Here is a 22,105-nt window from a genome sequence, read left to right as displayed (position 1 = left end):
AGATAGTTCATCCGAAACGGATTGGGAACGGAGGCATTTATGCTTACGTCGGCGGCACGAACCGGTGAAACATCCGCAATGCAATGCAAAGCGGAGGTTTCGATGCATGAGACGATCGCTCCTGCCCTCTATTCCGCTGCTCTGGATGGCGGCGCACTGATCGTTGCCATGCCGGAGCGGATGGTAGCGCTTCAGCAACTGGTCGAGGCGTCAGGCGTGCGCCTGCTCGGCGCGGTGGCGCCCGAGCAGGCGGCGACGCGGCTGGCCGACCAGATCAGCCTGGATCTGCTGGTGTTCGATGCGGCCGGGCTTTCGATCGAGCAGGCGGCGGATAGTGCGGCGCAGATCGCCGGGATGGCGGCGAAGCGCGACTGCCGGACGATCGCCCTGTTCGATACCGCGTCGATCGATGCGGTTGCCGGGCCGATGCTGGCGGCGGACGCCATTCTGCTCTGCGATGCCGGCCCGGCCGAAGCCCTAGCGGCACTGGCCGGAGCGCTGCCGGGTGGCACGGCGCGGCTGCACGACGCCGCGCGGGAGCGTGAGGCCGAGCGGTTGCGCCTGCTCAATGAGGAAGTCGCCCGACTGGCCGAAGTGCTGAGCCAGCTCACCTCCGCTCCGCCCGGCGGGGGCGGCGTGCGCGACCGGACGCCCGGCTATCGCAGCGAGGCGGCGGAGCCCGATCCCGACCCGCGCGCCATCCGCGCCACGATCCGGGCGCGGCGATTGCGCGACCAGCATTTCGCGTCGGAGCTGTTTGCCGATCCCGCCTGGGACATGTTGCTCGACCTCTATGCAGCGCGGCTCGAGGGGCGCCGCGTCTCGGTCTCCAGCCTGTGCATCGCCGCAGCGGTGCCGCCGACCACCGCGCTGCGCTGGATCGGAACGATGCACGACGCCGACCTGTTTGGCCGCGAGGCCGATCCAACGGACAAGCGCCGCGCGCATATCACGCTGACCGATCGGGCAGCGGTAGCGATGCGCGGCTATTTCGGCGCCGCGGGGCGGGCTGGGCTTGTTCCGGCCTGATCTGAAGGACAGGCCTCAAGTGGTGGGCTCGTCGGGGCTCGAACCCGAGACCTACAGATTAAAAGTCCGTTGCTCTACCAACTGAGCTACGAGCCCGCACTTGAGGGTGGGGTGCACCTAAGGGCGTGATCCGCCGCGGTCAACCGGCGAGAGCGAGGGAAGACAACGTCGGGCGGCATGCTCCTCATCCTTGTTGACGGTCCCTTTGACGTCGCAGAAGCGTGGCTCGCGGTTACGTTTGCCGCCTTCGTTGTCGGTCAGGAACCCGCCCGCATCGACCGGGTTCGCCGGATCGGGCACCGCCACCTCGAAATGGAGGTGGTTCAGCATCGAGCAGCCGACATCGCCCTCGATCCCGATCAGTTGCCCGGCACGCACCTTCTGACCGACCTTGAGTTTTGCCGTGCCGGTCGCCGAGCCCTTCGCAACGTGCGAATAGCCGGTCCATTCGCCATTGGGATGCGCGATCCAGACGAAGTTGTTGCGGCACTCACTCGCGGGTCGGCCGGTCTGCCGCTCGCCATAGCTGTCCTGGATCGCCATCACCCGGCCGGACGCGGCGGCGACGATCCGGTAGGGCTTCGGGCCGCCGACCGCGAACAGGTCGATTCGCGCGCGCGGCCGATGGGTGCGCGTGTCGTCGAACACCTTCACCTGCGTCCCGTCGCCATAGGGCAGGCGGTAGACGCCGGTGCTGGGTGGCGGAGGTGCCGGGGTGGTCTGAAACGCAACCAGCACGAGCGGCAACATCATCATCGGCATCGCTATCTCCCTACCCGTCAGCCAGCGCCGCGAGCTGCCGGACCGTACGGCCGGTAAGCGGGTCGCGCCAGTCGGGCACGATCGCGTTCAGCGGTTGAAGCACGAACCCTCGGTGGCGGAACTGGGGGTGTGGGACGATAAGGCCGGGACTCGCCCACGCCCCGCCCGACCACAGGATGATGTCGAGATCGATCACCCGGCTGTCCCAGCGGCGCCCGCGGCGGCGGCCGAAATCACGCTCGATCCGCTTGAGACGCCGCAGCAGTTCGGGAGGCGCCTCATCGCTCTCGATTAGTGCGGCGGCATTGGCGAAGCGGCGGCGCGACGGGCCGAGCGGGGCGGTGGCGATGATCGGAGAGGCATGTGCCACGCCGCCGATCGCCTCAAGCGCGGCACGAACCTCCGCCTCCGGCGCACCGTGACGGCCACGGCGGTTGGAACCGAGAGCAATGACGTAATGGCAGACAGGGGTTGAGCGCGTCACGCTGCACGGCCTATCGCTGGCGCATGGTTCCGCCAAGCCCGCTTCCCGAAACCGAACCTCCCCATGATTGCCCGCGCTGTCCGCGGTTGGTGGGACTGCGCACCGAATTGCGCGCCGGGCACCCGGACTGGTGGAACGCGCCGGTTCCAGCATTCGGCGATCCGCAGGCCTGGCTGGGCATCATCGGTCTCGCCCCGGGCAAGCACGGCGCGAACCGGACGGGACGGCCCTTCACCGGCGACTTTGCGGGCGACCTCATGTTCGCGACGCTCGCCAAATTCGGCTTCACCGAGGGCAGCTATGAATCGCGAGCCGATGACGGGCTTCAGCTCAAGGGCACGATCATCATCAATTCGGTCAAATGCCTGCCGCCCGAGAACAAGCCGACGCCGGAGGAGGCGCGCAACTGCCGCCCCTTTGCCGGCGCGCAGGCCAATGCGATCCCTGCGCGTATCTTCATCGCGCTCGGCCAGATCGCGCACCAGAGCGCGGTGAAGGTGCTGGGCGGCAAGCTGCCCAAATGCCGCTTCGCGCATCTCGCCGAACACCGCATGCCCGACGGGCGTGTGCTGATCGATAGCTATCACTGCTCGCGCTACAACCAGAATACCGGGCGGCTGACGGCGGCGATGTTCGAGGCGGTATTCGAACGGGCGCTGGAACTGCGCGGCATGGTCTGAGTCGCGGCCTGAGCTGCGGAAAGTCCCAAAAGTCACACTGCCACGCGCGCGAGGGCAGTTCGGTGCGCCTTCGGGGAGTCTCTGTTCCATCGATCAGGATGGAGCAAATCAACTCCTACATTTCAAGGCCACGAGACGCTCAGACATCCTCGACCATCCGCTTGTACAGCTCCGGCCGGCGGTCGCGGAAGAAGCCCATGCCGGCGCGGTGTTTCCGCGCGCGGTCGAGGTCGAGTGTCGCCGTGAGCACGCCGGTTTCGGTCGCGCCGAACTCTGCGACGATGTCGCCCCATTCGTCGCAGATGAAGCTGTGGCCGTAGAAGCGCTGATCGCCCTCGGTACCGATGCGGTTCGAGGCGATGACAGGGACGACGTTCGACACGGCATGGCCGATCATCGCGCGGCGCCACATGCGGCTGGTGTCGAGATCGGCGTCATAGGGCTCCGAGCCGATCGCAGTAGGATAGAAGAGCAGCTCCGCCCCCATCAGCATCATCGTGCGCGCGGTTTCGGGATACCATTGGTCCCAGCAGATGCCGACACCGAGCGTCGCGTCCGCCGCGGGGCCATCCCACACCTTGAACCCGGTGTTGCCGGGGCGGAAATAATATTTCTCCTCATAGCCCGGCCCGTCGGGGATGTGGCTCTTGCGGTAGACCCCGGCGACCTTGCCGTCGGGGCCGATCATCGCGAGGCTGTTGTAGAAATGCGGGCCGTCCGCCTCGAAGAAGCTGGTCGGGATGTGGATCTTGAGCTCGGCGGCGAGCGCCTGCATCGCGGTGACCGCGGGATGGCTCGCAAGCGGCCTGGCCTGAGCGAACAGCGCCTCATCCTCGACGCGGCAGAAATATTCGCCCTCGAACAATTCGGGCGGAAGAACGACCTGTGCGCCCTTTCCCGCCGCCTCACGGACGAGGTCGGTGACGTTGGCGATGTTGCCCGCCATGTCGTTGGTGAAGGCGAGCTGGAGCGCGGCGACGGTGATCTGGGTCATGGCGGCGTATTTAGACGGCCCGTCCCTCTTCGTCACCCCGGCCTTGTGCCGGGGTCCACGGAGCGACGGGTGGCGCGGCATGAGGGTGAAGACAAAGCTGACGGCGCGGTGGACCCCGGCACAAGGCCGGGGTGACGGTAGAAGAGGAGGTCAGGCGCCGAACGGTGGCTGATCGCCCATCACGATACCGACCTTCGCGCTAAGGTGAACCGGCAGCGCTTGTGCCAACTCATACATCCGCTCCTCCGGGATATCTGCGAAGACGAGGACGAGCATGCCGTCCGCATCTTTCTCGATTCGGGAGGGTGGAAATCCCTTCGCGGTCAGATGTGCAACAGCCTCGACTTCATTCGCCGGTGCGACAGTGAAGAAGGAGGGCGTCGTCATCATCCCTACTTCGGAATCTGCTGGCTGATGCAGTGGAAGCTGCCGCCGCCGGTCAGGATATGGTCCGCGCGCAGGCCCACGGCCTCGCGGCCGGGGAAGAGCGCGCCGATGACCTCGACCGCCTTGCGGTCGTTGGGCTGGCCATAGACCGGCACCACCACCGCGGCATTGCCGATGTAGAAATTCATGTAGCTTGCCGGGACCACTTCGTCGCCATGGATCACGCGGCCGGGCGAGGGGATCGGAACGACCTCGACCCCGAATGCCTCGGCGCGGCGCTTCGCATCGGCATAGACGAGCCAGTTGGGGTCGTTCTCTTCCGGCATGGGGATCGCGAGGCGGTTCTCGCCGACGAAACGGGCGAGATTGTCGACATGGCCGTCGGTGTGATCCATCGCCAGACCATTGCCCAGCCAGAGCACGCGGTCGAACCCCAGATCATTGTACAGCCGCTCTTCCGCCTCGCGCTGCGAGAGGGTGGGGTTGCGGTTGCGGTTGAGCAGGCATTGCTCGGTGGTGACGACCAGCCCGGTGCCGTCCCAGTCGATCGAGCCGCCTTCGAGCACCCAGTCGTGCGGCTGCACCTCCATGCGGCGCTTCTCGGCGAGCAGCGCGCCGACCTCGACATCGCCCTCGTAGTGATATTTGCCGCCCCAGCCGTTGAATTCAAAGTCGTGGCCGACGCCGTCACTATCGACGATCACGCCTGTGTCGCGCAGCCAGATATCGCCAAAGGGCGCAACGACCACCTTGGCCGCATCGCCCGCGAGCAGGCGCGCGGCGGCGGCCGCTTCCTCATCCGCAGCGACGAGCAGCACCTGCTCGCCCGCGCCGTCGGCATGGACCGCGCGGGCAAAGGCGGCGACCTCCGCCCGGGCGGCATTCAGCGATTCCCAAAGCTCGGGATGGCTGGGGAAGCCGATCCACACGGCCTTGTGCTTGGCCCATTCGGGCGGCGGCGTCGGCTTCATAGATGCTTATTTCGCTCCCTGGCGGCTCTTGTCGCGGGCAGCGCGGAATTCGTCGCCCTCGTTCCAGTTGGGCCAGTCGGTGGTCGATGCAAGCGCGCGGCCGACGGCGTAATAGACCTGGAGGTCCTTCTCCACGCCCGCCCAGTTCCAGTTCGGATCGAACTCGTCCTTGGGGCCGTGGTACTTGTTCTTCTCATAGTCCTGCGCTGCAGCCTTGCCCGCCGCAGTGCCGCCCTCGACCAGATCGTCGCCCGCGTCGAAATAGAGCATCGGCACGCCGTGCTTGGCGAGCATGAAGTGGTCGGAGCGGTAGTAGAAGCCCTTCTCCGGCGTCGGCTCGTTGCTCGCGACACGGCCCTGCCTGGTCAGCGCGCGCTCAAGATAGGCGTCGAGCTGCGACTTGCCCTTGCCCATCACGATGACGTTCTTCGCCGGGGGCGTCATGTTGAGCGCATCCATATTCACGCCGCCCACGGTCTTCGCGAGCGGGTAGACCGGGTTGTCGCCATAATATTTCGAGCCGAGCAGGCCCGATTCCTCGGCGGTTACCGCAAGGAAGACGAGGCTGCGGTCGGGCGCACCGGCCTTGGCCTGTGCTTCGGCGAGCGCGACCAGGGCCGCGGTGCCGGTGGCGTTGTCGACCGCGCCGTTGCAGATGTCGTCACCGTCGGGCGCCGCCTCGCAGCGGCCAAGATGGTCCCAATGCGCGGTGTAGAGGACATATTCGTCCGGGCGCGCCTTACCGGGCAGAATGCCGATCACATTCTTCGAGGCATGTTTGCGGATGTCGTTGTCGAAGCTGATCGACGCCTTCACGGCACCGAGCGCGACGGGCTTGAAGCCCTTCACCTTGGCGGCGGCAGCGAGCTTGTCGAAATCCTGCCCGCCCGACGCGAACAGCTGCTTCGCCTTGTCGAGCTGCATCCAGCCGATCGCTGCCGACTGGTCGGCATGGCCATTGGCGGCATCGGCCACCTGCTGCTCGCCGGTCCAGCTCGACTGGACGACGTTCCAGCCATAGGCGGCGGGTTCGGTCTGGTGGACGATGATCGCGGCGGCGGCACCCTGACGCGCAGCTTCCTCGAACTTGTAGGTCCAACGGCCGTAATAGGTCATCGCGCGGCCATTGAACTCGCCCTTGGCCTCCGCCGTCTGCCAGTCGGGATCGTTGACGAGGATGACCACCGTCTTCCCCTTCACATCCACCCCGGCATAGTCGTTCCAACCCTTTTCGGGCGCGTTGATGCCGTAGCCGACAAAGACGACCGGGCTGTCCTTGACCGCAATCTTCGGAGTCACGCGATAGGTGCCGGCGACGAATTCCGGACCATATTTCAGGCTGATCGGCTGACTGCCGCCGGTGAAGGAAAGATCGGAGACATTCTTCGCGGTGATCGCGACCAGCGGCACGTCCTGGAACCAGCTGCCATTGTTGCCCGGCTGGAGCCCCGCCTTCTGGAACTGCTGGACGAGGTAGTCGAGCGTCTTCTTCTCACCCGCAGTGCCGGGCGCACGGCCTTCGAATTCGTCGGAAGACAGGACGCGCGTCGCCTCCTTGAACGTCTCCATCGGCATTGCGGGCAGCGCCGGCTCGGGCGCTGACGACTGGCCGCCGCTGCACGCGGCAAGGCCCAGCAGGGCAAGAAGGGCGAAACGCATCGACATCGTCTCCGGGTAATTTCGTTGCGCGACTTGTGGCAGCGGGCGGCGCGGGGGGCAAGCGGCGCGCAAACGAAAAGGGCGGCCCCGGAGGACCGCCCTTTGCTGTTTCGGCTGAAGCCGGACCTTAGCGCGAATAGAATTCGACGACGAGGTTCGGTTCCATCTTCACCGGGTACGGCACCTCGTCGAGGGTCGGCACGCGGGTGAAGGTGACCTTCGACGCACCGTCCGGAGCGACGTAATCGGGGATGTCACGCTCGGCGAGGCTCTGCGCCTCCATCACCAGCGCCATTTCCTGCGCCTTCGAACCCAGCTCGACGGTCTCGCCCGGCTTGATGCGGCGCGAACCGATGTTGCACTTCTCGCCATTCACCTTGACGTGGCCATGGTTGACCAGCTGGCGGGCGGCGAAGATCGTCGGCGCGAACTTGGCGCGATAGACGATCATATCGAGGCGCATTTCGAGCAGGCCGATCAGGTTCTGACCGGTGTCGCCCTTCATCTTCGAAGCGTCTTCGTACGAGCGCTTGAACTGCTTCTCGGTGATGTCGCCGTAATAGCCCTTGAGCTTCTGCTTGGCGCGCAGCTGGATGCCGAAGTCCGACATCTTGCCCTTGCGGCGCTGGCCGTGCTGACCGGGGCCATATTCACGCTTGTTGACGGGCGACTTGGGACGACCCCAGATGTTCTCGCCCATGCGGCGATCGAGCTTGTACTTGGCGCTGGAGCGCTTCGACATGTGAACTTCCTTACAATTGCTACGACGTTGACCCGGCAGTTTCCTGCCTGATCGCGATTCCGGTATCGCCTGTGCACGAGGCACAGGGCCGCCGCTTCACCGGAGTGCGGGGCCGATTGCGAAGGCGCGCGCCTAACGGAACACGCCCGTCAAGTCAACGGCCGGTCGACTCGACCGTGTTGCTGCGCCGACGCGCGTCTTCCAGATTGTTCTCGCGGTCTTCATCCCACTGCGCCTGGGTCTTGCAGACCTTGGCACGCGCCATGCGCGAGCCGGTCGAGACCGCGACCTTGCAGATCTTCTTCTCGCTCTCCGGCTTGGCGGGCTGCTCCGACACGGCAGGCGCCGCGGCGAGCGAAAGCAGGAACGCTGACGTCAACAACATATGAGCTCCTTGATTACCTTTTGCGGACCAAAGTCTAATCGGAGTTCGCAGGGCGGGCAATCGCCCACATCTATCGCCGCGCGCGCTTCTTGCCTTCCAGCGCCGAAAGCACCCCGCGCATCGTGCGCAGTTCCTGCTCGGTCCAGCCGGGCTTGGTCAGCAGGTTGCGCAGCGTCAGCTTGGTCGTGGGTACGCGCGCGGGCGGATAGAAATAGCCGCTTTCCTCGAGCAATGCCTCGAGATGGCCGATCAGCCCTTCAAGTTCGACCTGCGGCGCGGGAGGATCGAGGTCGACCCGCGGCGGCTGGGCAAGCTCACGGCCCTTCGACCATTCATACGCGACGAGGATCACTGCCTGAGCGAGGTTGAGCGAGCCGAATTCGGGGTTGATCGGCACGGTCAGGATTGCGCGGGCGAGCGCCACATCCTCGGTCTCCAGCCCCGAACGCTCCGGCCCGAACAGGATCGCGCTGCGGCCCGGCGCGGTGTGGATCGCGCTCGCGGCCTCGACCGGGGTTACCACCGGCTTGGTCACGCCGCGCTTGCGTACCGTGGTGGCATAGACATGTTCGCAATCGGCGACGGCATCGGCGACGCTGTCGAACACCCGCGCCTGTTCAAGGACGATGTCCGCGCCGCTCGCCGCCGGGCCGGCATTGGGGTTGGGCCAGCCGTCGCGTGGAGAAACCAGCCGCATTTCGGTCAGCCCGAAATTGAGCATCGCGCGCGCCGCCTTGCCGATATTCTCGCCAAGCTGCGGGCGAACCAAGACGATGACGGGCGACGGCGCGCTCACTCGCCCCGCGCCCTTTCATGGCCCACCGCGTTCACGCTGCTCGCGAACGCCTCGAAATCCTTGGCTTCGCGGAAATCGCGATAGACGCTGGCGAAGCGGATATAGGCGACCGAGTCGAGGCCCTTGAGCCCCTCCATCACCATCTCGCCGATGCGCTTCGAGGGAATCTCGCCATCGCCGAGCGTTTCGAGCTGGCGCTGGATGCCCGAGACGAGCTTTTCGATCTGGGTCGCGTCGATCGGCCGCTTGCGGCAGGCGAGCGAGACCGAGCGGATCAGCTTGTCGCGATCGAACGGCTCGCGCTTGTCCTCGCTCTTGAGCACCGTGAGCTCACGCAGCTGGATCCGCTCGAAGGTGGTGAAGCGCGCCGCGCACGCCTCGCACTGGCGGCGGCGACGGATCGCCGCCCCGTCTTCGGTGGGGCGGCTGTCCTTTACCTGACTGGCCTCATGGCCGCAGAACGGGCAGCGCATTTAGCCCTCTCCCCTGAGGGGAGAGGGTTGGGTGAGGGGCCGAGGGCTCGCAGAGAGGCCGGTCTCGGTGAGACGACTCCCCCTCTCCCCGGCCCTCTCCCCTGAGGGGAGAGGGAGATCGGACATCACGCCTCCGGGTAGATCGGGAAGCGTTCGCACAGCGCGCGGACGCGCTCGCGGACGTTCGCCTCGACCTGGGCGTCGCCCTGCTCGCCATTCTTGCGCAGCCCGTCGAGCACGTCGGCGACCATGTTGCCGATCTCGCGGAACTCGGCCGGGCCGAAACCGCGCGTCGTGCCGGCGGGCGAACCGACGCGGATGCCGCTGGTCTTGACCGGCGGAAGCGGATCGTTGGGGATGCCGTTCTTGTTGCAGGTGATCGCCGCCCGCTCGAGCGCCTCATCGGCGTCCTTGCCGGTGACGCCCAGCGGGGTCAGGTCGATCAGCGCGAGGTGCGTGTCGGTGCCGCCCGAGACCACGGCCGCGCCGCGCTCGGTCAGCGTCGCCGCCAGCACCTTGGCATTCTCGACGATCGCGGCGGCATAGGCCTTGAAGTCGGGACGCAGCGCTTCGCCGAACGCAACCGCCTTGGCCGCGATGACGTGCATCAGCGGGCCGCCCTGAAGGCCGGGGAACACCGCCGAGTTGATCTTCTTGGCGATCGCCTCGTCATTGGTGAACACCGCGCCGCCGCGCGGGCCGCGCAGCGTCTTGTGCGTGGTGGTGGTGACGACATGGGCGTGGCCGAACGGAGTCGGGTGCACGCCGCCGGCAACGAGGCCCGCGAAATGCGCCATGTCGACCATGAAGATCGCGCCCACTTCGTCGGCGATCTCGCGGAACTTCGCGAAATCGATGTGGCGCGGATAGGCCGAGCCGCCCGCGATGATGATGCGCGGGTTGTTCGCGCGGGCGAGCTCCGCGACCTGATCATAGTCGATCAGATGGGTGTCGGGCTTCACGCCATATTGGACCGCGTTGAACCACTTGCCCGACATCGCCGCCTTGGCGCCGTGCGTCAGGTGGCCACCCGAATCGAGGCTGAGGCCGAGGATCGTGTCGCCGGGCTTGGCGAGCGCGAGCATCACCGCGCCATTGGCCTGCGCGCCCGAGTGCGGCTGGACGTTGGCGAAGTCACAGCCGAACAGTTCCTTGGCGCGGTCGATCGCGAGCGTCTCGACCTCATCCGAGGGATGGCAGCCCTGATAGTAGCGCTTGCCGGGATAGCCTTCGGCGTATTTGTTGGTGAAGACGCTGCCCTGTGCTTCGAGCACGGCCTTGGAGACGATGTTCTCCGAAGCGATCAGTTCGATCTGGTAGCGCTCGCGCTCCAGCTCGTGACGGACGCCCGCGAACACGGCGGGGTCGGCGGCGGCGAGATCGTTGGTGAAGAAGCCGTCGGGCTGGACGGCGGAAATCGGATTGGTGCTCATGGTCTCTGGTCCTTCAGAGGGCCGGGTTGGTCAGCTTGTCCACCCGGCGCTGATGACGATCGCCGCCGAAGCCGGTGGCGAGAAATTCGGTGATGCAGGCCTTGGCCATTTCGGGGCCGATCAGCCGGGCGCCCATGGCGATGACGTTCGCATCATTATGCTCGCGCGCGAGCCGGGCGGAGAGCGGTTCCGAAACCAGCGCGCAACGGGCCTGGCGCACGCGGTTGACCGCGATCGAGATACCGATGCCGGAGCCGCACAGCGCGATGCCGCGCTCGGCCTGGTTTTCCGCAATCGCCTTGCCCAGGGCAAGGCCGAAGTCGGGGTAATCGACGCTCGCCGGGCCATCGGTGCCCAGATCGAGCACCTCGTGTCCTTCGCCGCGCAGCCATTCGGCGAGCGCGGACTTGAGTTCCCAGGCGGCGTGATCCGAAGCGATGGCGATTCGCATTGGAAGAGCGGTTCATTCCTTGAGATGAGCGGATGCCCGGCTCTCTAGGCGCTTGGCGCGGCAAAGGCTACACCGGATGCACGAAACTTCTCTTGGGGGAGGCCATCATGCGGCTTTGGGCAGTTGGAACGATGCTGGCAGGCGCGGCGGCGCTTTCGGCGTGCGGTGAGATGAGCAACGAAACACAGGCGGCGCTGGTCGAGAATGCGGTCGCCAATGCGCAGGCGATCGCGGAGAATGTCACCGCCGAGGCGGAGAAGGCCGAGAAGGCGGCGGAAGCGCCCAGCCGCGATTCCTGGGTCGGCAAATGGGTGGGTGTCGAGGGTCTGGTGCTGACGATCGAGAAGGATCCGTCGGGGCCGGGCCGCTATCGGCTGATCAACACCTATAGCCTGGACGAGGGCGCGACCGGCACCTTTGCCGGGGTGGCATCCGAGGAAGGCATCGCCTTTACGCGCCCCGACGGCGCGAAGGTGCTGCGCGCGACCGATGGTGCAGCGACCGGCCTCAAATATCTCGACGGCAAGAAGGACTGCCTGACGGTGAGCGTCGGCGAGGGCTATTGCCGGGATTGAAGATGTGACCGTTGCGTGACGCCGGGCGTCACGCGACTGACATGCGAGCGACCTACGGGCCGGGAAATTCCCGGGAGCCATCACCATGGGTTCGATTGCCAGCCAGCCGCGCAACCGCGCGGTGCGCACCGCCGTACATCGCCACGAACATCTTTCGAAGGAAGGCCTGCTTGAGCGTGCCTTCACCTTCGCGTTCCGTGGCCTGGTCTATGCCCAGATCTGGGAAGACCCCGCGGTCGATATGGAAGCGCTGGCGATCACGCCCGACTGCCATGTCGTGACGATCGCGAGCGGCGGGTGCAACGTCCTCTCCTACCTCACCGCCGATCCGGCCAAGATCATCGCGGTCGACCTCAACACCGCGCATATCGCGCTCAACAAGCTGAAGGTGGCGGCGGCGCGGCATATGCCCGATCACGCCGCGTTCCATCGCTTCTTCGGCCAGGCGAACCGCGCCGAGAATGTCGCCGCGTATCGCAACCTGCTCGCCCCGCACCTCGACGAGACGACGCGGCGCTACTGGGAGGGCCGCGATCTGGCCGGACGCCGCCGGATCAAGGGCTTTGCCGGGGGCTTCTACAAGCGCGGGCTCCTCGGCGGGTTCATCGGCGCGGCGCATCTGCTCGCCAAGCTCTACCGCATCGACCCGCGCGAACTGCTCGCGGCGAAGACGCCCGAGGAGCAGCGCGAAATCTTCGAACGGCGCCTCGCCCCGGTGTTCGACAAGAAGTTCGTGCGCTGGCTGATCGATCAGCCCGCTTCGCTGTTCGGGCTCGGCATTCCACCTGCGCAATATGAGGCGCTGGCCGCCGACGATCCGCGCGGGATCGGTGCGGTGCTGCGCCGCCGGCTCGAAAAGCTCGCCTGCGACTTCGATCTTTCCGACAATTACTTCGCCTGGCAGGCGTTCGGGCGTGGCTATGGCGAAGGCATGGACGCCCCGCTGCCGCCCTATCTGCAGGCCGCGAACCACCCGATAGTGCGCGAGCGCGCCGAGCGGGTCGAGGTGCGCCACCAGAATTTCGTCGAGTATCTCGAGTCGATGCCCGCCGCCTCGCTCGACCGCTACATTCTGCTCGACGCGCAGGACTGGATGACCGACGCGCAGCTCAATCGCCTTTGGGGCGAGATCACCCGCACCGCCAAGCCCGAGGCGCGCGTGCTGTTCCGTACCGCGGCGGCACCGACACTGCTCCCGGGTCGCGTCGCCGATGCGATTCTCGATCGCTGGGACTATGCCGAAGCCGAGTCGCTCGACTTCACCGCGCGCGACCGGTCGGCCATCTATGGCGGCGTCCACCTCTATCGCCTGAAGCCGTGAGCGGAGAGTCCCACGCCGCGCGAATGGACGGCGTCTATGCGGCGCAGCGCCACATCTATGACCTCACCCGCAAATATTATCTGCTCGGGCGCGACCGGCTGATCGCCGAGCTGGCACCGCCGACAGGCGGGACCGTGCTCGAGGTCGGCTGCGGCACCGCGCGCAACCTGATCGCTGCGGCGCGGCGCTGGCCCGAAGCGCATTTCTACGGGCTCGATATTTCCGAGGCGATGCTTACGACGGCGCGCGCCAAGGTGGCGGCTGCCGGACTGTCGGATCGCATCACACTGGCACAGGGCGACGCGGCGAAGTTCAGCGCGCGCGATCTGTTCGGCATCGACGGGTTCGACCGGGTATTCCTGAGCTATACCCTTTCGATGATCCCCGATTGGACCGCGGCGATCGAGCGGGCGGCCAAGGCGGTGGCGCCGGGCGGGGCGCTGCGCGTCGTCGATTTCGGGCAGCAGGAGAAGCTGCCGGGCTGGTGGCGGCGCGCGTTGTTCGCCTGGCTTGAACGCTTCCACGTCACCCCGCGGCGCGAGCTGCCGGTAGCGCTCAGACACACCGCGATGGCGAACGGACTGGAACTCGGCTTTGAGCCCTTGCTCCGCGGTTATGCGTGGAGCGGGAGCCTGCGGCGCGCCTAACCCTGCCAGCCCCAGGGCAGCGGCGGCGGCACGATCGGCTGGGTGAGATCGAACTCAACGCGGAAATGACGGCCGGGGCGGCGCAGCTCATAGGCAAAGCGAGCGCCGTCGGCTTCGATCGCCCAGACATTGGTCACCGACCGCTCGGCATTCAGCGACCGGAACAGCGCAATCGATTCGGCATCGACCGGGAATTCCTGGCGCGTCGCGGTGCCCGGAGCCTTGGTGTCGCCACCATACATGGTCAGCTTGTCGGAGGTGCCGTCCTCATGCCGGTGATCATGCTTGAGGCGGACGCCGGTCGCGGTGCGGGTCACCACCCAGGTCCGCGAACGATCCTCGCCGACATGGAAAGGGACGCGCACCCGGCCCGGCTCACACGACGCGACATGCATCACCAGCGTCTTGTCGGCAAAGGCGGAGTCGGCGGGATCGTTGGTGACGACCCGGCCCGCGAACGCCTTGCCGCACAGCGGCGCGAGCCGCGCCATGAAGGTATCGGCGGGTTTGGCGGGCTCTGGTGCGAAACCGGACAATGCCGCAAACGCGACGACCGCAACAAGAGGCTTCATTCCATTCCTCACTTCGCGGCGCCGCGTGCCTGTTTGCGCATCGATCCGCGCAGGAAGCGCGCGGCAAACCACATGCGGCGTGCAGTCTTGCCCACCAGGGTGTGGAGCGTATCGCCATGCACCGCGTCCCATGCCGCCTGCGCCGCTTGTTCGACGGGCGTGAATTCTAGCTGCGCCGAACGGACGCGATCGCGCATCGTCTCGTTGCTGCCCACCGGCGTGCCGTCGAGGATCGCGGTATCGATGAAGCTGGGCAGCAGCGCGCGGACCCGGATGCCCTCGCCATGCCATTCGGCGTCGAGCGCTTCGGTAAAGCCGCGCACCGCGAACTTGGTCGCCGAATAGATCGCGACCCCCATCGTGCCATAGATACCGGCGGCCGACGCGGTGTTGAGCAGGCAGCCGCCCGATGCCTTCAAATAGCGGTAGCCGGCATGCGCGCCATAGACGACGCCCATCAGGTTGATGTCGACGCAGCGGTCGAGTTCCTCGACCGTGGTCTGCGCGAAATTGCCGCCGACCCCGACCCCGGCATTGTTGAACAGCACATCAAGCCGCCCGCCGCTCTCGCCGACGAACTCCGCCAGCGCGACGTCCCAGGCCGCGCGATCGCGCACGTCGAGCTTGTGGACCGTGACCGGCGCCCCGCCGAGCAGCCGCGCGGTCTCCGCCATGCCGGCGTCGTTGATGTCGGCAAGACCGACGCGCCAGCCGCGCGACGCAAACAGCACTGCGACCGCCCGCCCGATGCCCGATCCGCCGCCGGTGATGAAGATCGACTGCATGACCCCTCCCCTAAGATTCGCCGTACCGCTCTATCGAAATCGGCTTCAGATACAGGGGAGCAGAGCCAACCGGCTTTTGCAAGCAGACGTTACTCCACCAGCGCGTCGATCGCCTGCGCCATGTCGATATCGCGGCCCGACAGGCCGCCGGCGTCGTGGGTGGTGAGCAGGATGTCGACCCGGTTCCATACATTCGACCATTCGGGATGATGGTCCGACTTCTCCGCCAGCAGCGCGACCTGAGTCATGAAGGCGAAGGCCTGGCTGAAATCGTCGAAGGTGAAGCTGCGCGTGATTGCGTCGCGCTCAGCCTGGTGATCCCATTCGGGCAGCCCCTCCAGCGCTTCTTCACGTTCCGCCTGGCTCAGTTGCTCGACCATTCTTCCACTCCTTCGTTGGGTGGGGCATAGCGCAGGGCAATGACCAGTCAAACCGAGACCTTCGCCCCCAGCGCCGCGCAGATGGAAGCGCTGGCCCGCGCCGCGCTGGCACGGATTCCCGAGCCCTTCGCGGCCTATCTGGCCGATGTGGTGCTGGTGATCGAGGAGTTTGCCGACGAGCAGACGCTGCGCGACATGGGGATGGAGGATCCGTTCGAACTGACCGGCCTCTATTCCGGGCGGCCGGTGGGCGAGAAGGACGGGTTCATGGGCGAGCTGCCCCAGCCCGACACGATCCACCTCTATCGCCGCCCGCTGCTCGACGAATGGGTCGAGACCGGCGTGAGCCTGGAGGCGCTGGTGACGCATGTCGTGGTGCATGAGGTGGGGCATCATTTCGGGCTGTCGGACGACGACATGCACGCGCTGGAGGACAGCGTCGGGTGACCGGTCCCCGGCTCGCCTTTGAGGACGTGGCGTGCCTGCGCGGCGGGCGGCTGCTGTTCGAAGGGCTGAGCTTCACGCTCGAGGAAGGCGGCGCGGCGCTGGTGACCGGGCCGAACGGCGCGGGCAAGTCGAGCCTGATCCGGGTCGCGGCCGGGTTGCTCAAGCCGGCGGCGGGCGTGGTGACGGTCGAGGGTGAGCGCGCGTTGCTGACCGAGGCGGCGGCGCTCGATCCCGAATTGTCCGTGGTCAAGGCGCTGGGGTTCTGGGCGGGGCTGGACGGACGGCGCGATGCAGCCGAGGCGGCGCTGGAGGCGGTCGGGCTGACGGAGCTGGCACCGGTGCCGGTGCGGCTGCTGTCGACCGGGCAGCGGCGGCGCGTCGGCATCGCGCGCGTGGTGGCAAGCGGGGCGCCGGTGTGGCTGCTCGACGAGCCGGCCAACGGGCTGGATCAGGCGGCGGTCGCGATGCTGGGTCATTTGATTTCCGAGCATCGGCTGAATGGCGGGATCGTCGTGGTCGCGACGCATCTGCCGATCCACATCCCCGGCGCGCATGGCGTGGTGATCGGGGAAGCGGCATGAGCGGCTTCGCCTCCCTCGTCTGGCGCGAGCTGCGGCGGGCATGGGCGGCTGGCGGCCTGACGCTGCCGGTCGCCTTCTTCCTGCTCGTCGCCATCCTGTTCCCCTTCGCGATCGGGCCGGAGGGCAAGCTGCTCGCGCGCGTCGGCGGCGGAGTGATCTGGGCGGCAGCCTTGCTCGCGGCGCTGCTGCCGGTCGAGCGGCTGGTGAACCCGGACCTGGAGAGCGGCGTGCTCGATCAGCTGGCGGTGCGCGGCTGGACGGATGCGAGCGTGGCGGCAGCGAAGACGCTGGGGCATTGGCTGGGTTTTGCGCCGACCTTGCTGATGGCGACGGTGATCGCGGCGGCATTGCTCAACCTCTCACTCGATCAGACGTGCGCGGCGCTGATCGCGCTGCTGATCGGCACGCCGGGGCTGGCGGCCTTGGGTGTGGCGACTGCGGCGCTGACCGCAGGGTTGCGCGGCGCGGGCGCGGTGGCGGGGCTGGTGATGCTGCCCTTCGCGGTACCGCTGCTGATCTTCGGCGCGGGCGCGATGACGGGCGACGCGAGCGCGATGAAGCTGCTGGGGGCGGTGAGCCTGGTGCTAGTGGCGGGATGCCCGTTCGTGGCGGGCGCGGCGATGCGGATGGGGCGGGGCTAGAACCTCTACCATTTCTCGTCATCCCGGCCCTGTGCCGGGATCCACTGCGATGCGAGCTATGAGCTAGAGGTTCGATCGCATCGCGTGCGGCACTGTGGATCCCGGCACAAGGCCGGGATGACGGGTCAGGCTACCGGCTCCATCGCGCGAAAATCGCGGTCGGCAGCAGCAGCCCCCTCGCCTCCTCACGCACCGCGAGTTCGCCGCATTCGATCTTGCCGCCGAGGTCCGCGAAATGCTGGTTGAGCAGTTCGCCGATCGCCAGCGCCGACATGCGGATCGCGTAGACGGTGAGGAACAGGAAGCGCGAATCGCCGTCCAAGAGTTGGCGGCAATTGGCGATCAGGCCGGGCAGATCCTGTTCGAGCTGCCACACTTCCCCGGTCGGGCCGCGGCCATATTTGGGCGGATCGAGCAATATGCCGTCGTAGCGGCGGCCGCGGCGCACCTCGCGCGCGACGAACTTGCCGGCATCGTCGATGATCCAGCGGATCGGCTTGTCGGCCATGCCCGAGAGCGCGGCGTTGCCTTTGGCGGCCTCGACCGATTTCTTGGACGCGTCGACATGCACCATCTGCGCGCCCGATGCGGCCATCGCCAGCGTGCCGACGCCGGTATAGCCGAACAGGTTCATCACTGTCGGCGCCTCGACGCCCGCGACCTGCTCGCGCATCCAGCTCCACACCGGCGCCATGTCGGGGAAGAAGCCGAGATGGCGGAACGGCGTAGTCTGGGCGGTGAACTTCGCCTCGTTCCACGCCAGCGGCCAGCCCTCACGCGGGACCGGCTGATCGAGGCCGCTATGGCCGAACACCCAACGACCGCCGCCTTCGTCATCGGAGGCAGGCATGAACTCGCCATGTGCCTCCCAGTCCTCGGACGCGGGTGCCCACATCGCCTGAGGCTCGGGGCGGATGAAGCGATAGTCGCCATAGCGTTCGAGCTTGCGGCCATGGCCCGAATCCACAAGGCCGTAATCGGCCCAGGGTTCGCCGGTAAGGGTGACGAGGTTCATTTGCCCCCCTTAGCGGGGACGCGCGCGTTCCGCGATATATCCCGTCACCGCATCGAACGTCGCCGCAAGCACATCATAGCGCTCCTCGCGGTCGAACAGGTCGCCGATGCGCGGCGGGAGCGTCGGGCGGATACCGGTGGCGCGCTCGACCGCATCGCCGAACTTGGCAGGATGCGCGGTGGCGAGGGTGACGATCGGCACGTCCGCGGCGACGTCCGCCCGGCGCGCGGCGGCAAGACCGATCGCGGTGTGCGGGTCGAGGATCTCGTCGGCGCGGCTAGCGGCCCAGGCCATGGCCTGCGCCATCTCCGCCGCGTCGATCCGGTCGCTGGCGAACAGCTTGGCGGCACCTTCCTGTTGCGCGTTCGTCAGGCGCATCGCCTTGCTTGCCTCGAACCCGCGCATCTGCTCGGCGAGCGCGGCGCCGTCGCGGCCGGCGAGGTCGAACAACAGCCGTTCGAAGTTCGAGCTGACCTGGATGTCCATGCTCGGCGCGGCGGTGGGCGTGACCGTGCCGGTCGAATAGTCACCGGCGGAGAGCGCGCGGTGGAGGATGTCGTTGACGTTGGTGGCAACGATCAGCTTTGCCACCGGAAGCCCCATGCGCGCCGCGACATAGCCCGCGAACACGTCGCCGAAATTGCCCGTCGGCACGCTGAACGCGACTTCGCGATTCGGGGCGCCAAGGCGGACGGCGGCGTAGAAATAATAGACCACCTGCGCCATCAGCCGTGCCCAGTTGATCGAGTTGACCGCGGTCACCTGGAACCGCCCGGCGAAGTCGGCGTCGTTGAACATCGCCTTCACCATCGCCTGGGCGTCGTCGAAGCTCCCTTCGATGGCGATGTTGTGGACGTTGGGCGACAGCACCGTGGTCATCTGGCGGCGCTGGACGTCGCTCACCCGCTTGTTCGGGTGGAGCATGAAGATGTCGATGCCCTCACGCCCCGCCACCGCATCAATCGCGGCAGAGCCGGTGTCCCCGCTGGTCGCGCCGACGATGGTGAGGTGCTGGTCGGTGCCCTTGAGGAAGCGCTCGAAGAACAGGCCGAGCAACTGGAGCGCAACGTCCTTGAAGGCGAGCGTCGGCCCATGGAACAGCTCGAGCAGGAAATGGCGGTGATCGAGCTGGACGAGCGGGGTGACCGCGTCGTGGCTGAAGCGGCCATAGGCGGCGGTGCACAGCTCGCGCAGTTCGGCCTCGCTGAGGCTACCCGCGGTGAAGGGCGCCATCACCCGGACAGCGGTCTCGACATAGGAAAGACCGGCCAGGCCGGCGATCTGATCCGGCGTGAATCGCGGCCATTCGACCGGGACATAGAGGCCGCCATCCTTGGCCAGCCCGGCAAGGGTGACATCACGGAAATCGAGTTCGGGCGCGGTGCCGCGCGTGCTCTGGTAGCGCATGGCTGCGCGGACTAGCCGCGCGGGCGCCGGGCGGCAAGAAAGTCTAGCTTTGCGGCGGGGTGGATGGCGAAGCGGCTTTCCGTTCGCGCCAGCGCAGCGCGAGGAAATAGATCACCGCCGCCGCCAGCGCGAACAGGAACCATTGCACGGCATAAGCGAGATGGTTGTTGGGAACGCTCGACGGATCGGGCCGCGCGCTCTCCGCAAGGCCCGGCGCCGGGGCCTCTGCGACAAGCATCAGCGCTCGCGGACCGCGCTTTCCGAACAGCGAAGCAATCAGCGGGGTGGCGTCGGGGGCTTGGGTGATGCTGCCGGTCACTTCCCCGCCCTTCCACACCGGGACCACGCCGGGGACGGTGCTGACACCCATGTCGAACCGGGTGGTGAGCGCTTCGACGCCGGTGCGGCACTCGGCGATATGACGCCAGCCCTTTGCGCCATTCTCGGCGCGGCCAGCCTGTTCGCTCCAGCCGACAACCTCCAGGCACATCGCGCTGGCACGGCGGAACAGGTACTCGTCGCCGACCGGCGGGCGCGGGAAGGCCATGACGGGCAGCGCATTATTGCCCGCATAGTGCGCAATCATCGCTTCCTTCTGACCGCGGCGGTCGAGCTGCCAGATGCCAAGGCCGATCATCGCAGCAACGGCAAGCGCGACGATGAGGGTGGGGATAATGGGCAGCTTCATGCGTCCGGCTCCCTGATGCGTCCCTCACGCGCGCCGTTGCGGTATTCGAGCGCGAGCAGCGCGCCCTTGGCCCAGCGCAGGGAAACGATGACAAGGATCGTCGTCAGCGGAATCCACAGCAACAGATGGACCCAGACCGGCGGACCGACGGTGAGTTCGAGCCAGATCGAGAGCACGACGATGATCGTGCCGACGATCAGGGTGAGGAAGGCCGCCGGTCCATCCCCGACATTGAATGCGGCATAGTCGAGCCCGCACTGGCCGCAGCGTGGAGCGAAGCGGACCCAGCCGGCGAACAGCGTGCGCGCGCCGCAACGCGGGCAGGCCCCTCGTACCGCCGAATCGATCACCGATGACCCGGTGGCGGCCACAGGCTCAGGCACGGCCTTCGCACCAGGGGTCGGGCTGCATGTCGATCGGGGCACCGGACAGGCCGGGCGCGGGAAAACGCGCCTTGAAGGTAAAGGCATGCGCGCTTGGCCCGAAACGTTCGAGCATCCACAGCCGGGCGAAGATGTCGGTCACAGCCGGAAGCTCGCCCGCAGGGATCCACCACATCACCTGGTAGTGGCCGTCAAAGCGTGCGAACCACTGCTTGCGCTGCGCCATCACCTGGGTGTGCTGGCTGCGATAGACATAGTCGAACAGCGCCTCGGCGCTTTCCCACACCGACAGGTTGACGATTAGCAGCGGGTCAGGGGTGGGCTGCAGGTCGGTGGCGTCATTGCCCTCGCCCGTCAGCCGCCAGACAAAGCCTGGGCTGGTTTCGGCGAGGGCATTGACGGAATCGAGCTCGGCAAAGAAGCCGGCGACCTGCGGGTGTTCGGGCGGCGCCAGCAGCCGCCCGATATTGGCCTGGGCTAGATGCCAGCCCGTCACCCGTGGACCGGTGCGCCCGCGCTGCCCCAGACGTACACGACGACGAACAGGAACAGCCACACCACGTCGACGAAGTGCCAGTACCACGCCGCCGCTTCGAAGCCGAAATGCTGGCGCGGGGTGAAGTCGCCCTTATAGGCGCGCAGCAGGCAGACCATCAGGAACAGCGTGCCGACGATGACGTGGAAGCCGTGGAAGCCGGTCGCCATGTAGAAGGCCGACGAATAGTTCGACTTGCCGAACACGAACGGCGCATGGGCATATTCGTACGCCTGGATGGTCGAGAAGATCAGACCCAGGATGATGGTGAGCCACAGGCCCTTCTTCACCACGTCGTTCTCGCCGACGCCGATGAAGCCCCACAGACCCTTCATCTCGCCGCCGCGCTGATTGTGGATCAGGCCATGGTGCGCCCAGGTGATGGTGGTGCCCGACAGCAGCAGGATGAAGGTGTTGAGCAGCGGCAGGTGGAAGGCATTGAGCACTTCCATGCCCTTGGGCGGGAAGGTCGCGACTGCACCCTCGAGAATCTCGACGACGCTGGCATGCTCACCGCTCACCGCGATCGCCGCGGGGAAGAGCGCGAAATCGAACCACGCCCAGAACCAGCCGACGAAGAACATCACTTCCGAAGCGATGAACAGGATCATGCCGTAGCGCAGATGAAGCTGGACGACGGGGGTGTGATCGCCGGAATTGGCTTCCTTGATCACGTCGACCCACCAGGACGCCATGCAGAACACGACGGCGGCGAGGCCCGTGAGGAACACCCACATGCCGTGCGGATGCGCCTTCATCCACATCAGGCCGCCGGTCGCCAGCCACAATGCGGCGAGCGAGCTGAGCATCGGCCACGGGCTGGGCGGGAGAATATGGTAATCGTGGTTCTTGGCGCCGGCCATTTTCCGTCCCTGTTCTAAT

29 protein-coding genes and 1 tRNA gene are annotated in these 22,105 nt (G+C 66.7%); 8 read left to right on the top strand and 22 right to left on the bottom strand.

Annotated features, from left to right (window positions below; genetic code table 11):
- The first annotated feature begins 102 nt into the window (after window positions 1-102).
- Window positions 103-1,029, top strand: a complete 927-nt coding sequence (locus AC07TU_RS04015; protein ID WP_495186611.1) for a hypothetical protein — start codon at window positions 103-105, stop codon at window positions 1,027-1,029.
- Window positions 1,030-1,049: 20 nt separating this feature from the next.
- On the opposite strand, the gene AC07TU_RS04010 is transcribed toward AC07TU_RS04015, so the two are convergent.
- The 3 genes from AC07TU_RS04010 to folK all read right to left on the bottom strand — a co-directional run bounded on the left by AC07TU_RS04010 (window position 1,050) and on the right by folK (window position 2,275).
- A tRNA-Lys gene (locus AC07TU_RS04010) sits at window positions 1,050-1,125 on the bottom strand.
- 21 nt (window positions 1,126-1,146) lie between these two features.
- Complete coding sequence (locus AC07TU_RS04005) at window positions 1,147-1,791, bottom strand: M23 family metallopeptidase (RefSeq protein WP_495186610.1); 645 nt, start codon at window positions 1,789-1,791, stop codon at window positions 1,147-1,149.
- A gap of 10 nt (window positions 1,792-1,801) precedes the next feature.
- The gene (folK, locus tag AC07TU_RS04000) at window positions 1,802-2,275 is read right to left on the bottom strand and encodes a 2-amino-4-hydroxy-6-hydroxymethyldihydropteridine diphosphokinase (protein WP_495186609.1); all 474 of its coding nucleotides are present in this window, start codon (window positions 2,273-2,275) and stop codon (window positions 1,802-1,804) included.
- A 23-nt stretch (window positions 2,276-2,298) separates the two neighbouring features.
- Between folK and AC07TU_RS03995 the strand changes: the two genes are divergently transcribed.
- Window positions 2,299-2,955, top strand: coding sequence for a uracil-DNA glycosylase (locus AC07TU_RS03995; RefSeq protein ID WP_495186608.1), 657 nt, complete (start codon window positions 2,299-2,301; stop codon window positions 2,953-2,955).
- 139 nt (window positions 2,956-3,094) lie between these two features.
- Here the strand turns inward: AC07TU_RS03995 and aguB are convergent, their stop codons facing one another.
- From aguB to rpiB, 10 genes are all read right to left on the bottom strand, one after another.
- The gene (gene aguB / locus AC07TU_RS03990) at window positions 3,095-3,949 is read right to left on the bottom strand and encodes an N-carbamoylputrescine amidase (protein ID WP_495186607.1); all 855 of its coding nucleotides are present in this window, start codon (window positions 3,947-3,949) and stop codon (window positions 3,095-3,097) included.
- A gap of 150 nt (window positions 3,950-4,099) precedes the next feature.
- Window positions 4,100-4,336, bottom strand: a complete 237-nt coding sequence (locus AC07TU_RS03985) for a hypothetical protein (RefSeq protein ID WP_495186606.1) — start codon at window positions 4,334-4,336, stop codon at window positions 4,100-4,102.
- 5 nt (window positions 4,337-4,341) lie between these two features.
- Complete coding sequence (locus AC07TU_RS03980) at window positions 4,342-5,307, bottom strand: agmatine deiminase family protein (protein ID WP_495186605.1); 966 nt, start codon at window positions 5,305-5,307, stop codon at window positions 4,342-4,344.
- A gap of 6 nt (window positions 5,308-5,313) precedes the next feature.
- Window positions 5,314-6,966, bottom strand: a complete 1,653-nt coding sequence (locus tag AC07TU_RS03975) for a M28 family metallopeptidase (protein ID WP_495186604.1) — start codon at window positions 6,964-6,966, stop codon at window positions 5,314-5,316.
- A gap of 127 nt (window positions 6,967-7,093) precedes the next feature.
- Complete coding sequence (gene rpsD / locus AC07TU_RS03970; RefSeq protein WP_495186603.1) at window positions 7,094-7,708, bottom strand: 30S ribosomal protein S4; 615 nt, start codon at window positions 7,706-7,708, stop codon at window positions 7,094-7,096.
- Between the two features lie 154 nt (window positions 7,709-7,862).
- Window positions 7,863-8,093 (bottom strand): hypothetical protein, encoded by a 231-nt coding sequence (locus AC07TU_RS03965; RefSeq protein WP_495186602.1) that lies wholly within the window; start codon window positions 8,091-8,093, stop codon window positions 7,863-7,865.
- 70 nt (window positions 8,094-8,163) lie between these two features.
- Window positions 8,164-8,889, bottom strand: a complete 726-nt coding sequence (locus AC07TU_RS03960; RefSeq protein ID WP_495186601.1) for an RNA methyltransferase — start codon at window positions 8,887-8,889, stop codon at window positions 8,164-8,166.
- Window positions 8,886-9,362 carry a transcriptional regulator NrdR gene (gene nrdR, locus AC07TU_RS03955; protein WP_495186600.1) on the bottom strand — a complete coding sequence of 159 codons (477 nt, stop codon included), beginning with the start codon at window positions 9,360-9,362 and terminating at the stop codon, window positions 8,886-8,888. The genes AC07TU_RS03960 and nrdR overlap by 4 nt, the downstream gene beginning before the upstream one ends.
- Window positions 9,363-9,487: 125 nt before the next feature.
- Complete coding sequence (glyA, locus tag AC07TU_RS03950) at window positions 9,488-10,795, bottom strand: serine hydroxymethyltransferase (RefSeq protein ID WP_495186599.1); 1,308 nt, start codon at window positions 10,793-10,795, stop codon at window positions 9,488-9,490.
- A 13-nt stretch (window positions 10,796-10,808) separates the two neighbouring features.
- Window positions 10,809-11,246, bottom strand: a complete 438-nt coding sequence (gene rpiB / locus AC07TU_RS03945) for a ribose 5-phosphate isomerase B (protein WP_495186598.1) — start codon at window positions 11,244-11,246, stop codon at window positions 10,809-10,811.
- A gap of 107 nt (window positions 11,247-11,353) precedes the next feature.
- On the opposite strand from rpiB, the gene AC07TU_RS03940 reads away from it, so the two are divergent.
- From AC07TU_RS03940 to AC07TU_RS03930, 3 genes are all read left to right on the top strand, one after another.
- Complete coding sequence (locus tag AC07TU_RS03940) at window positions 11,354-11,821, top strand: hypothetical protein (protein WP_495186597.1); 468 nt, start codon at window positions 11,354-11,356, stop codon at window positions 11,819-11,821.
- A gap of 85 nt (window positions 11,822-11,906) precedes the next feature.
- Window positions 11,907-13,142 carry a BtaA family protein gene (locus AC07TU_RS03935; RefSeq protein WP_495186596.1) on the top strand — a complete coding sequence of 412 codons (1,236 nt, stop codon included), beginning with the start codon at window positions 11,907-11,909 and terminating at the stop codon, window positions 13,140-13,142.
- 23 nt (window positions 13,143-13,165) lie between these two features.
- Complete coding sequence (locus tag AC07TU_RS03930; RefSeq protein WP_495186888.1) at window positions 13,166-13,789, top strand: class I SAM-dependent methyltransferase; 624 nt, start codon at window positions 13,166-13,168, stop codon at window positions 13,787-13,789.
- Here AC07TU_RS03930 and AC07TU_RS03925 read toward each other — a convergent pair.
- The 3 genes from AC07TU_RS03925 to AC07TU_RS03915 all read right to left on the bottom strand — a co-directional run bounded on the left by AC07TU_RS03925 (window position 13,786) and on the right by AC07TU_RS03915 (window position 15,526).
- Window positions 13,786-14,361 (bottom strand): hypothetical protein, encoded by a 576-nt coding sequence (locus tag AC07TU_RS03925; RefSeq protein WP_495186595.1) that lies wholly within the window; start codon window positions 14,359-14,361, stop codon window positions 13,786-13,788. The genes AC07TU_RS03930 and AC07TU_RS03925 overlap by 4 nt on opposite strands.
- 8 nt (window positions 14,362-14,369) lie before the next feature.
- Window positions 14,370-15,146 carry an SDR family oxidoreductase gene (locus tag AC07TU_RS03920; protein WP_495186594.1) on the bottom strand — a complete coding sequence of 259 codons (777 nt, stop codon included), beginning with the start codon at window positions 15,144-15,146 and terminating at the stop codon, window positions 14,370-14,372.
- 89 nt (window positions 15,147-15,235) lie between these two features.
- The gene (locus AC07TU_RS03915; protein ID WP_066581323.1) at window positions 15,236-15,526 is read right to left on the bottom strand and encodes a 4a-hydroxytetrahydrobiopterin dehydratase; all 291 of its coding nucleotides are present in this window, start codon (window positions 15,524-15,526) and stop codon (window positions 15,236-15,238) included.
- Window positions 15,527-15,565: 39 nt separating this feature from the next.
- Here AC07TU_RS03915 and AC07TU_RS03910 point away from each other — a divergent pair, with 39 nt between their 5' ends.
- From AC07TU_RS03910 to AC07TU_RS03900, 3 genes are read left to right on the top strand one after another with little or no spacing between them, the layout of a single operon-like run.
- A complete protein-coding gene (locus AC07TU_RS03910) occupies window positions 15,566-15,973 on the top strand; it encodes a metallopeptidase family protein (protein ID WP_495186593.1) in 408 nt (135 codons plus the stop codon).
- Window positions 15,970-16,554: a heme ABC exporter ATP-binding protein CcmA gene (gene ccmA, locus AC07TU_RS03905; RefSeq protein WP_495186592.1), complete on the top strand. Its 585-nt coding sequence runs from the start codon at window positions 15,970-15,972 to the stop codon at window positions 16,552-16,554. Before AC07TU_RS03910 ends, ccmA begins: the two co-directional genes overlap by 4 nt.
- Window positions 16,551-17,195: a heme exporter protein CcmB gene (locus AC07TU_RS03900; RefSeq protein ID WP_495186591.1), complete on the top strand. Its 645-nt coding sequence runs from the start codon at window positions 16,551-16,553 to the stop codon at window positions 17,193-17,195. The genes ccmA and AC07TU_RS03900 overlap by 4 nt, the downstream gene beginning before the upstream one ends.
- Before the next feature lie 130 nt (window positions 17,196-17,325).
- On the opposite strand, the gene AC07TU_RS03895 is transcribed toward AC07TU_RS03900, so the two are convergent.
- The 6 genes from AC07TU_RS03895 to AC07TU_RS03870 are packed head-to-tail and all read right to left on the bottom strand — an operon-like array spanning window position 17,326 to window position 22,086.
- Complete coding sequence (locus AC07TU_RS03895; RefSeq protein WP_495186590.1) at window positions 17,326-18,210, bottom strand: class I SAM-dependent methyltransferase; 885 nt, start codon at window positions 18,208-18,210, stop codon at window positions 17,326-17,328.
- Window positions 18,211-18,219: 9 nt separating this feature from the next.
- Entirely contained in the window at window positions 18,220-19,617 is a 1,398-nt protein-coding gene (gene thrC / locus AC07TU_RS03890; RefSeq protein WP_495186589.1) for a threonine synthase, read from the bottom strand.
- 43 nt (window positions 19,618-19,660) lie between these two features.
- On the bottom strand, window positions 19,661-20,305 hold the full coding sequence (locus AC07TU_RS03885) for an SURF1 family cytochrome oxidase biogenesis protein (protein WP_495186588.1): 645 nt from the start codon (window positions 20,303-20,305) through the stop codon (window positions 19,661-19,663).
- Complete coding sequence (locus tag AC07TU_RS03880; protein WP_495186587.1) at window positions 20,302-20,688, bottom strand: DUF983 domain-containing protein; 387 nt, start codon at window positions 20,686-20,688, stop codon at window positions 20,302-20,304. The genes AC07TU_RS03885 and AC07TU_RS03880 overlap by 4 nt, the downstream gene beginning before the upstream one ends.
- On the bottom strand, window positions 20,681-21,184 hold the full coding sequence (locus AC07TU_RS03875; RefSeq protein ID WP_495186586.1) for a DUF3291 domain-containing protein: 504 nt from the start codon (window positions 21,182-21,184) through the stop codon (window positions 20,681-20,683). Before AC07TU_RS03875 ends, AC07TU_RS03880 begins: the two co-directional genes overlap by 8 nt.
- Window positions 21,181-22,086 carry a cytochrome c oxidase subunit 3 gene (locus tag AC07TU_RS03870; RefSeq protein WP_495186585.1) on the bottom strand — a complete coding sequence of 302 codons (906 nt, stop codon included), beginning with the start codon at window positions 22,084-22,086 and terminating at the stop codon, window positions 21,181-21,183. Before AC07TU_RS03870 ends, AC07TU_RS03875 begins: the two co-directional genes overlap by 4 nt.
- Between the last annotated feature and the right edge of the window lie 19 nt (window positions 22,087-22,105).

The organism is Sphingomonas sp. GW821-FHT03E12 (genome assembly GCF_059420685.1).
The sequence above is the reverse complement of the archived record's forward strand: the minus strand, read 5'-3'. Positions and strand labels throughout refer to the sequence as shown.

Bases quoted from the DNA above. Each gene is read 5' to 3' on its own strand.
- rpiB (WP_495186598.1), bottom strand. From the start codon at position 11,246: ATGCGAATCGCCATCGCTTCGGATCACGCCGCCTGGGAACTCAAGTCC.
- AC07TU_RS03975 (WP_495186604.1), bottom strand. From the start codon at position 6,966: ATGCGTTTCGCCCTTCTTGCCCTGCTGGGCCTTGCCGCGTGCAGCGGC.
- AC07TU_RS04005 (WP_495186610.1), bottom strand. From the start codon at position 1,791: ATGCCGATGATGATGTTGCCGCTCGTGCTGGTTGCGTTTCAGACCACC.
- AC07TU_RS03980 (WP_495186605.1), bottom strand. From the start codon at position 5,307: ATGAAGCCGACGCCGCCGCCCGAATGGGCCAAGCACAAGGCCGTGTGG.
- AC07TU_RS03985 (WP_495186606.1), bottom strand. From the start codon at position 4,336: ATGACGACGCCCTCCTTCTTCACTGTCGCACCGGCGAATGAAGTCGAG.
- AC07TU_RS03940 (WP_495186597.1), top strand. From the start codon at position 11,354: ATGCGGCTTTGGGCAGTTGGAACGATGCTGGCAGGCGCGGCGGCGCTT.
- AC07TU_RS03925 (WP_495186595.1), bottom strand. From the start codon at position 14,361: ATGAAGCCTCTTGTTGCGGTCGTCGCGTTTGCGGCATTGTCCGGTTTC.
- AC07TU_RS03995 (WP_495186608.1), top strand. From the start codon at position 2,299: ATGGTTCCGCCAAGCCCGCTTCCCGAAACCGAACCTCCCCATGATTGC.
- rpsD (WP_495186603.1), bottom strand. From the start codon at position 7,708: ATGTCGAAGCGCTCCAGCGCCAAGTACAAGCTCGATCGCCGCATGGGC.
- aguB (WP_495186607.1), bottom strand. From the start codon at position 3,949: ATGACCCAGATCACCGTCGCCGCGCTCCAGCTCGCCTTCACCAACGAC.
- AC07TU_RS03895 (WP_495186590.1), bottom strand. From the start codon at position 18,210: ATGAACCTCGTCACCCTTACCGGCGAACCCTGGGCCGATTACGGCCTT.
- AC07TU_RS03915 (WP_066581323.1), bottom strand. From the start codon at position 15,526: ATGGTCGAGCAACTGAGCCAGGCGGAACGTGAAGAAGCGCTGGAGGGG.
- AC07TU_RS03930 (WP_495186888.1), top strand. From the start codon at position 13,166: ATGGACGGCGTCTATGCGGCGCAGCGCCACATCTATGACCTCACCCGC.
- AC07TU_RS03900 (WP_495186591.1), top strand. From the start codon at position 16,551: ATGAGCGGCTTCGCCTCCCTCGTCTGGCGCGAGCTGCGGCGGGCATGG.
- thrC (WP_495186589.1), bottom strand. From the start codon at position 19,617: ATGCGCTACCAGAGCACGCGCGGCACCGCGCCCGAACTCGATTTCCGT.
- AC07TU_RS03885 (WP_495186588.1), bottom strand. From the start codon at position 20,305: ATGAAGCTGCCCATTATCCCCACCCTCATCGTCGCGCTTGCCGTTGCT.
- AC07TU_RS03935 (WP_495186596.1), top strand. From the start codon at position 11,907: ATGGGTTCGATTGCCAGCCAGCCGCGCAACCGCGCGGTGCGCACCGCC.
- nrdR (WP_495186600.1), bottom strand. From the start codon at position 9,362: ATGCGCTGCCCGTTCTGCGGCCATGAGGCCAGTCAGGTAAAGGACAGC.
- AC07TU_RS03870 (WP_495186585.1), bottom strand. From the start codon at position 22,086: ATGGCCGGCGCCAAGAACCACGATTACCATATTCTCCCGCCCAGCCCG.
- AC07TU_RS03965 (WP_495186602.1), bottom strand. From the start codon at position 8,093: ATGTTGTTGACGTCAGCGTTCCTGCTTTCGCTCGCCGCGGCGCCTGCC.
- glyA (WP_495186599.1), bottom strand. From the start codon at position 10,795: ATGAGCACCAATCCGATTTCCGCCGTCCAGCCCGACGGCTTCTTCACC.
- AC07TU_RS03910 (WP_495186593.1), top strand. From the start codon at position 15,566: ATGACCAGTCAAACCGAGACCTTCGCCCCCAGCGCCGCGCAGATGGAA.
- AC07TU_RS04015 (WP_495186611.1), top strand. From the start codon at position 103: ATGCATGAGACGATCGCTCCTGCCCTCTATTCCGCTGCTCTGGATGGC.
- AC07TU_RS03920 (WP_495186594.1), bottom strand. From the start codon at position 15,146: ATGCAGTCGATCTTCATCACCGGCGGCGGATCGGGCATCGGGCGGGCG.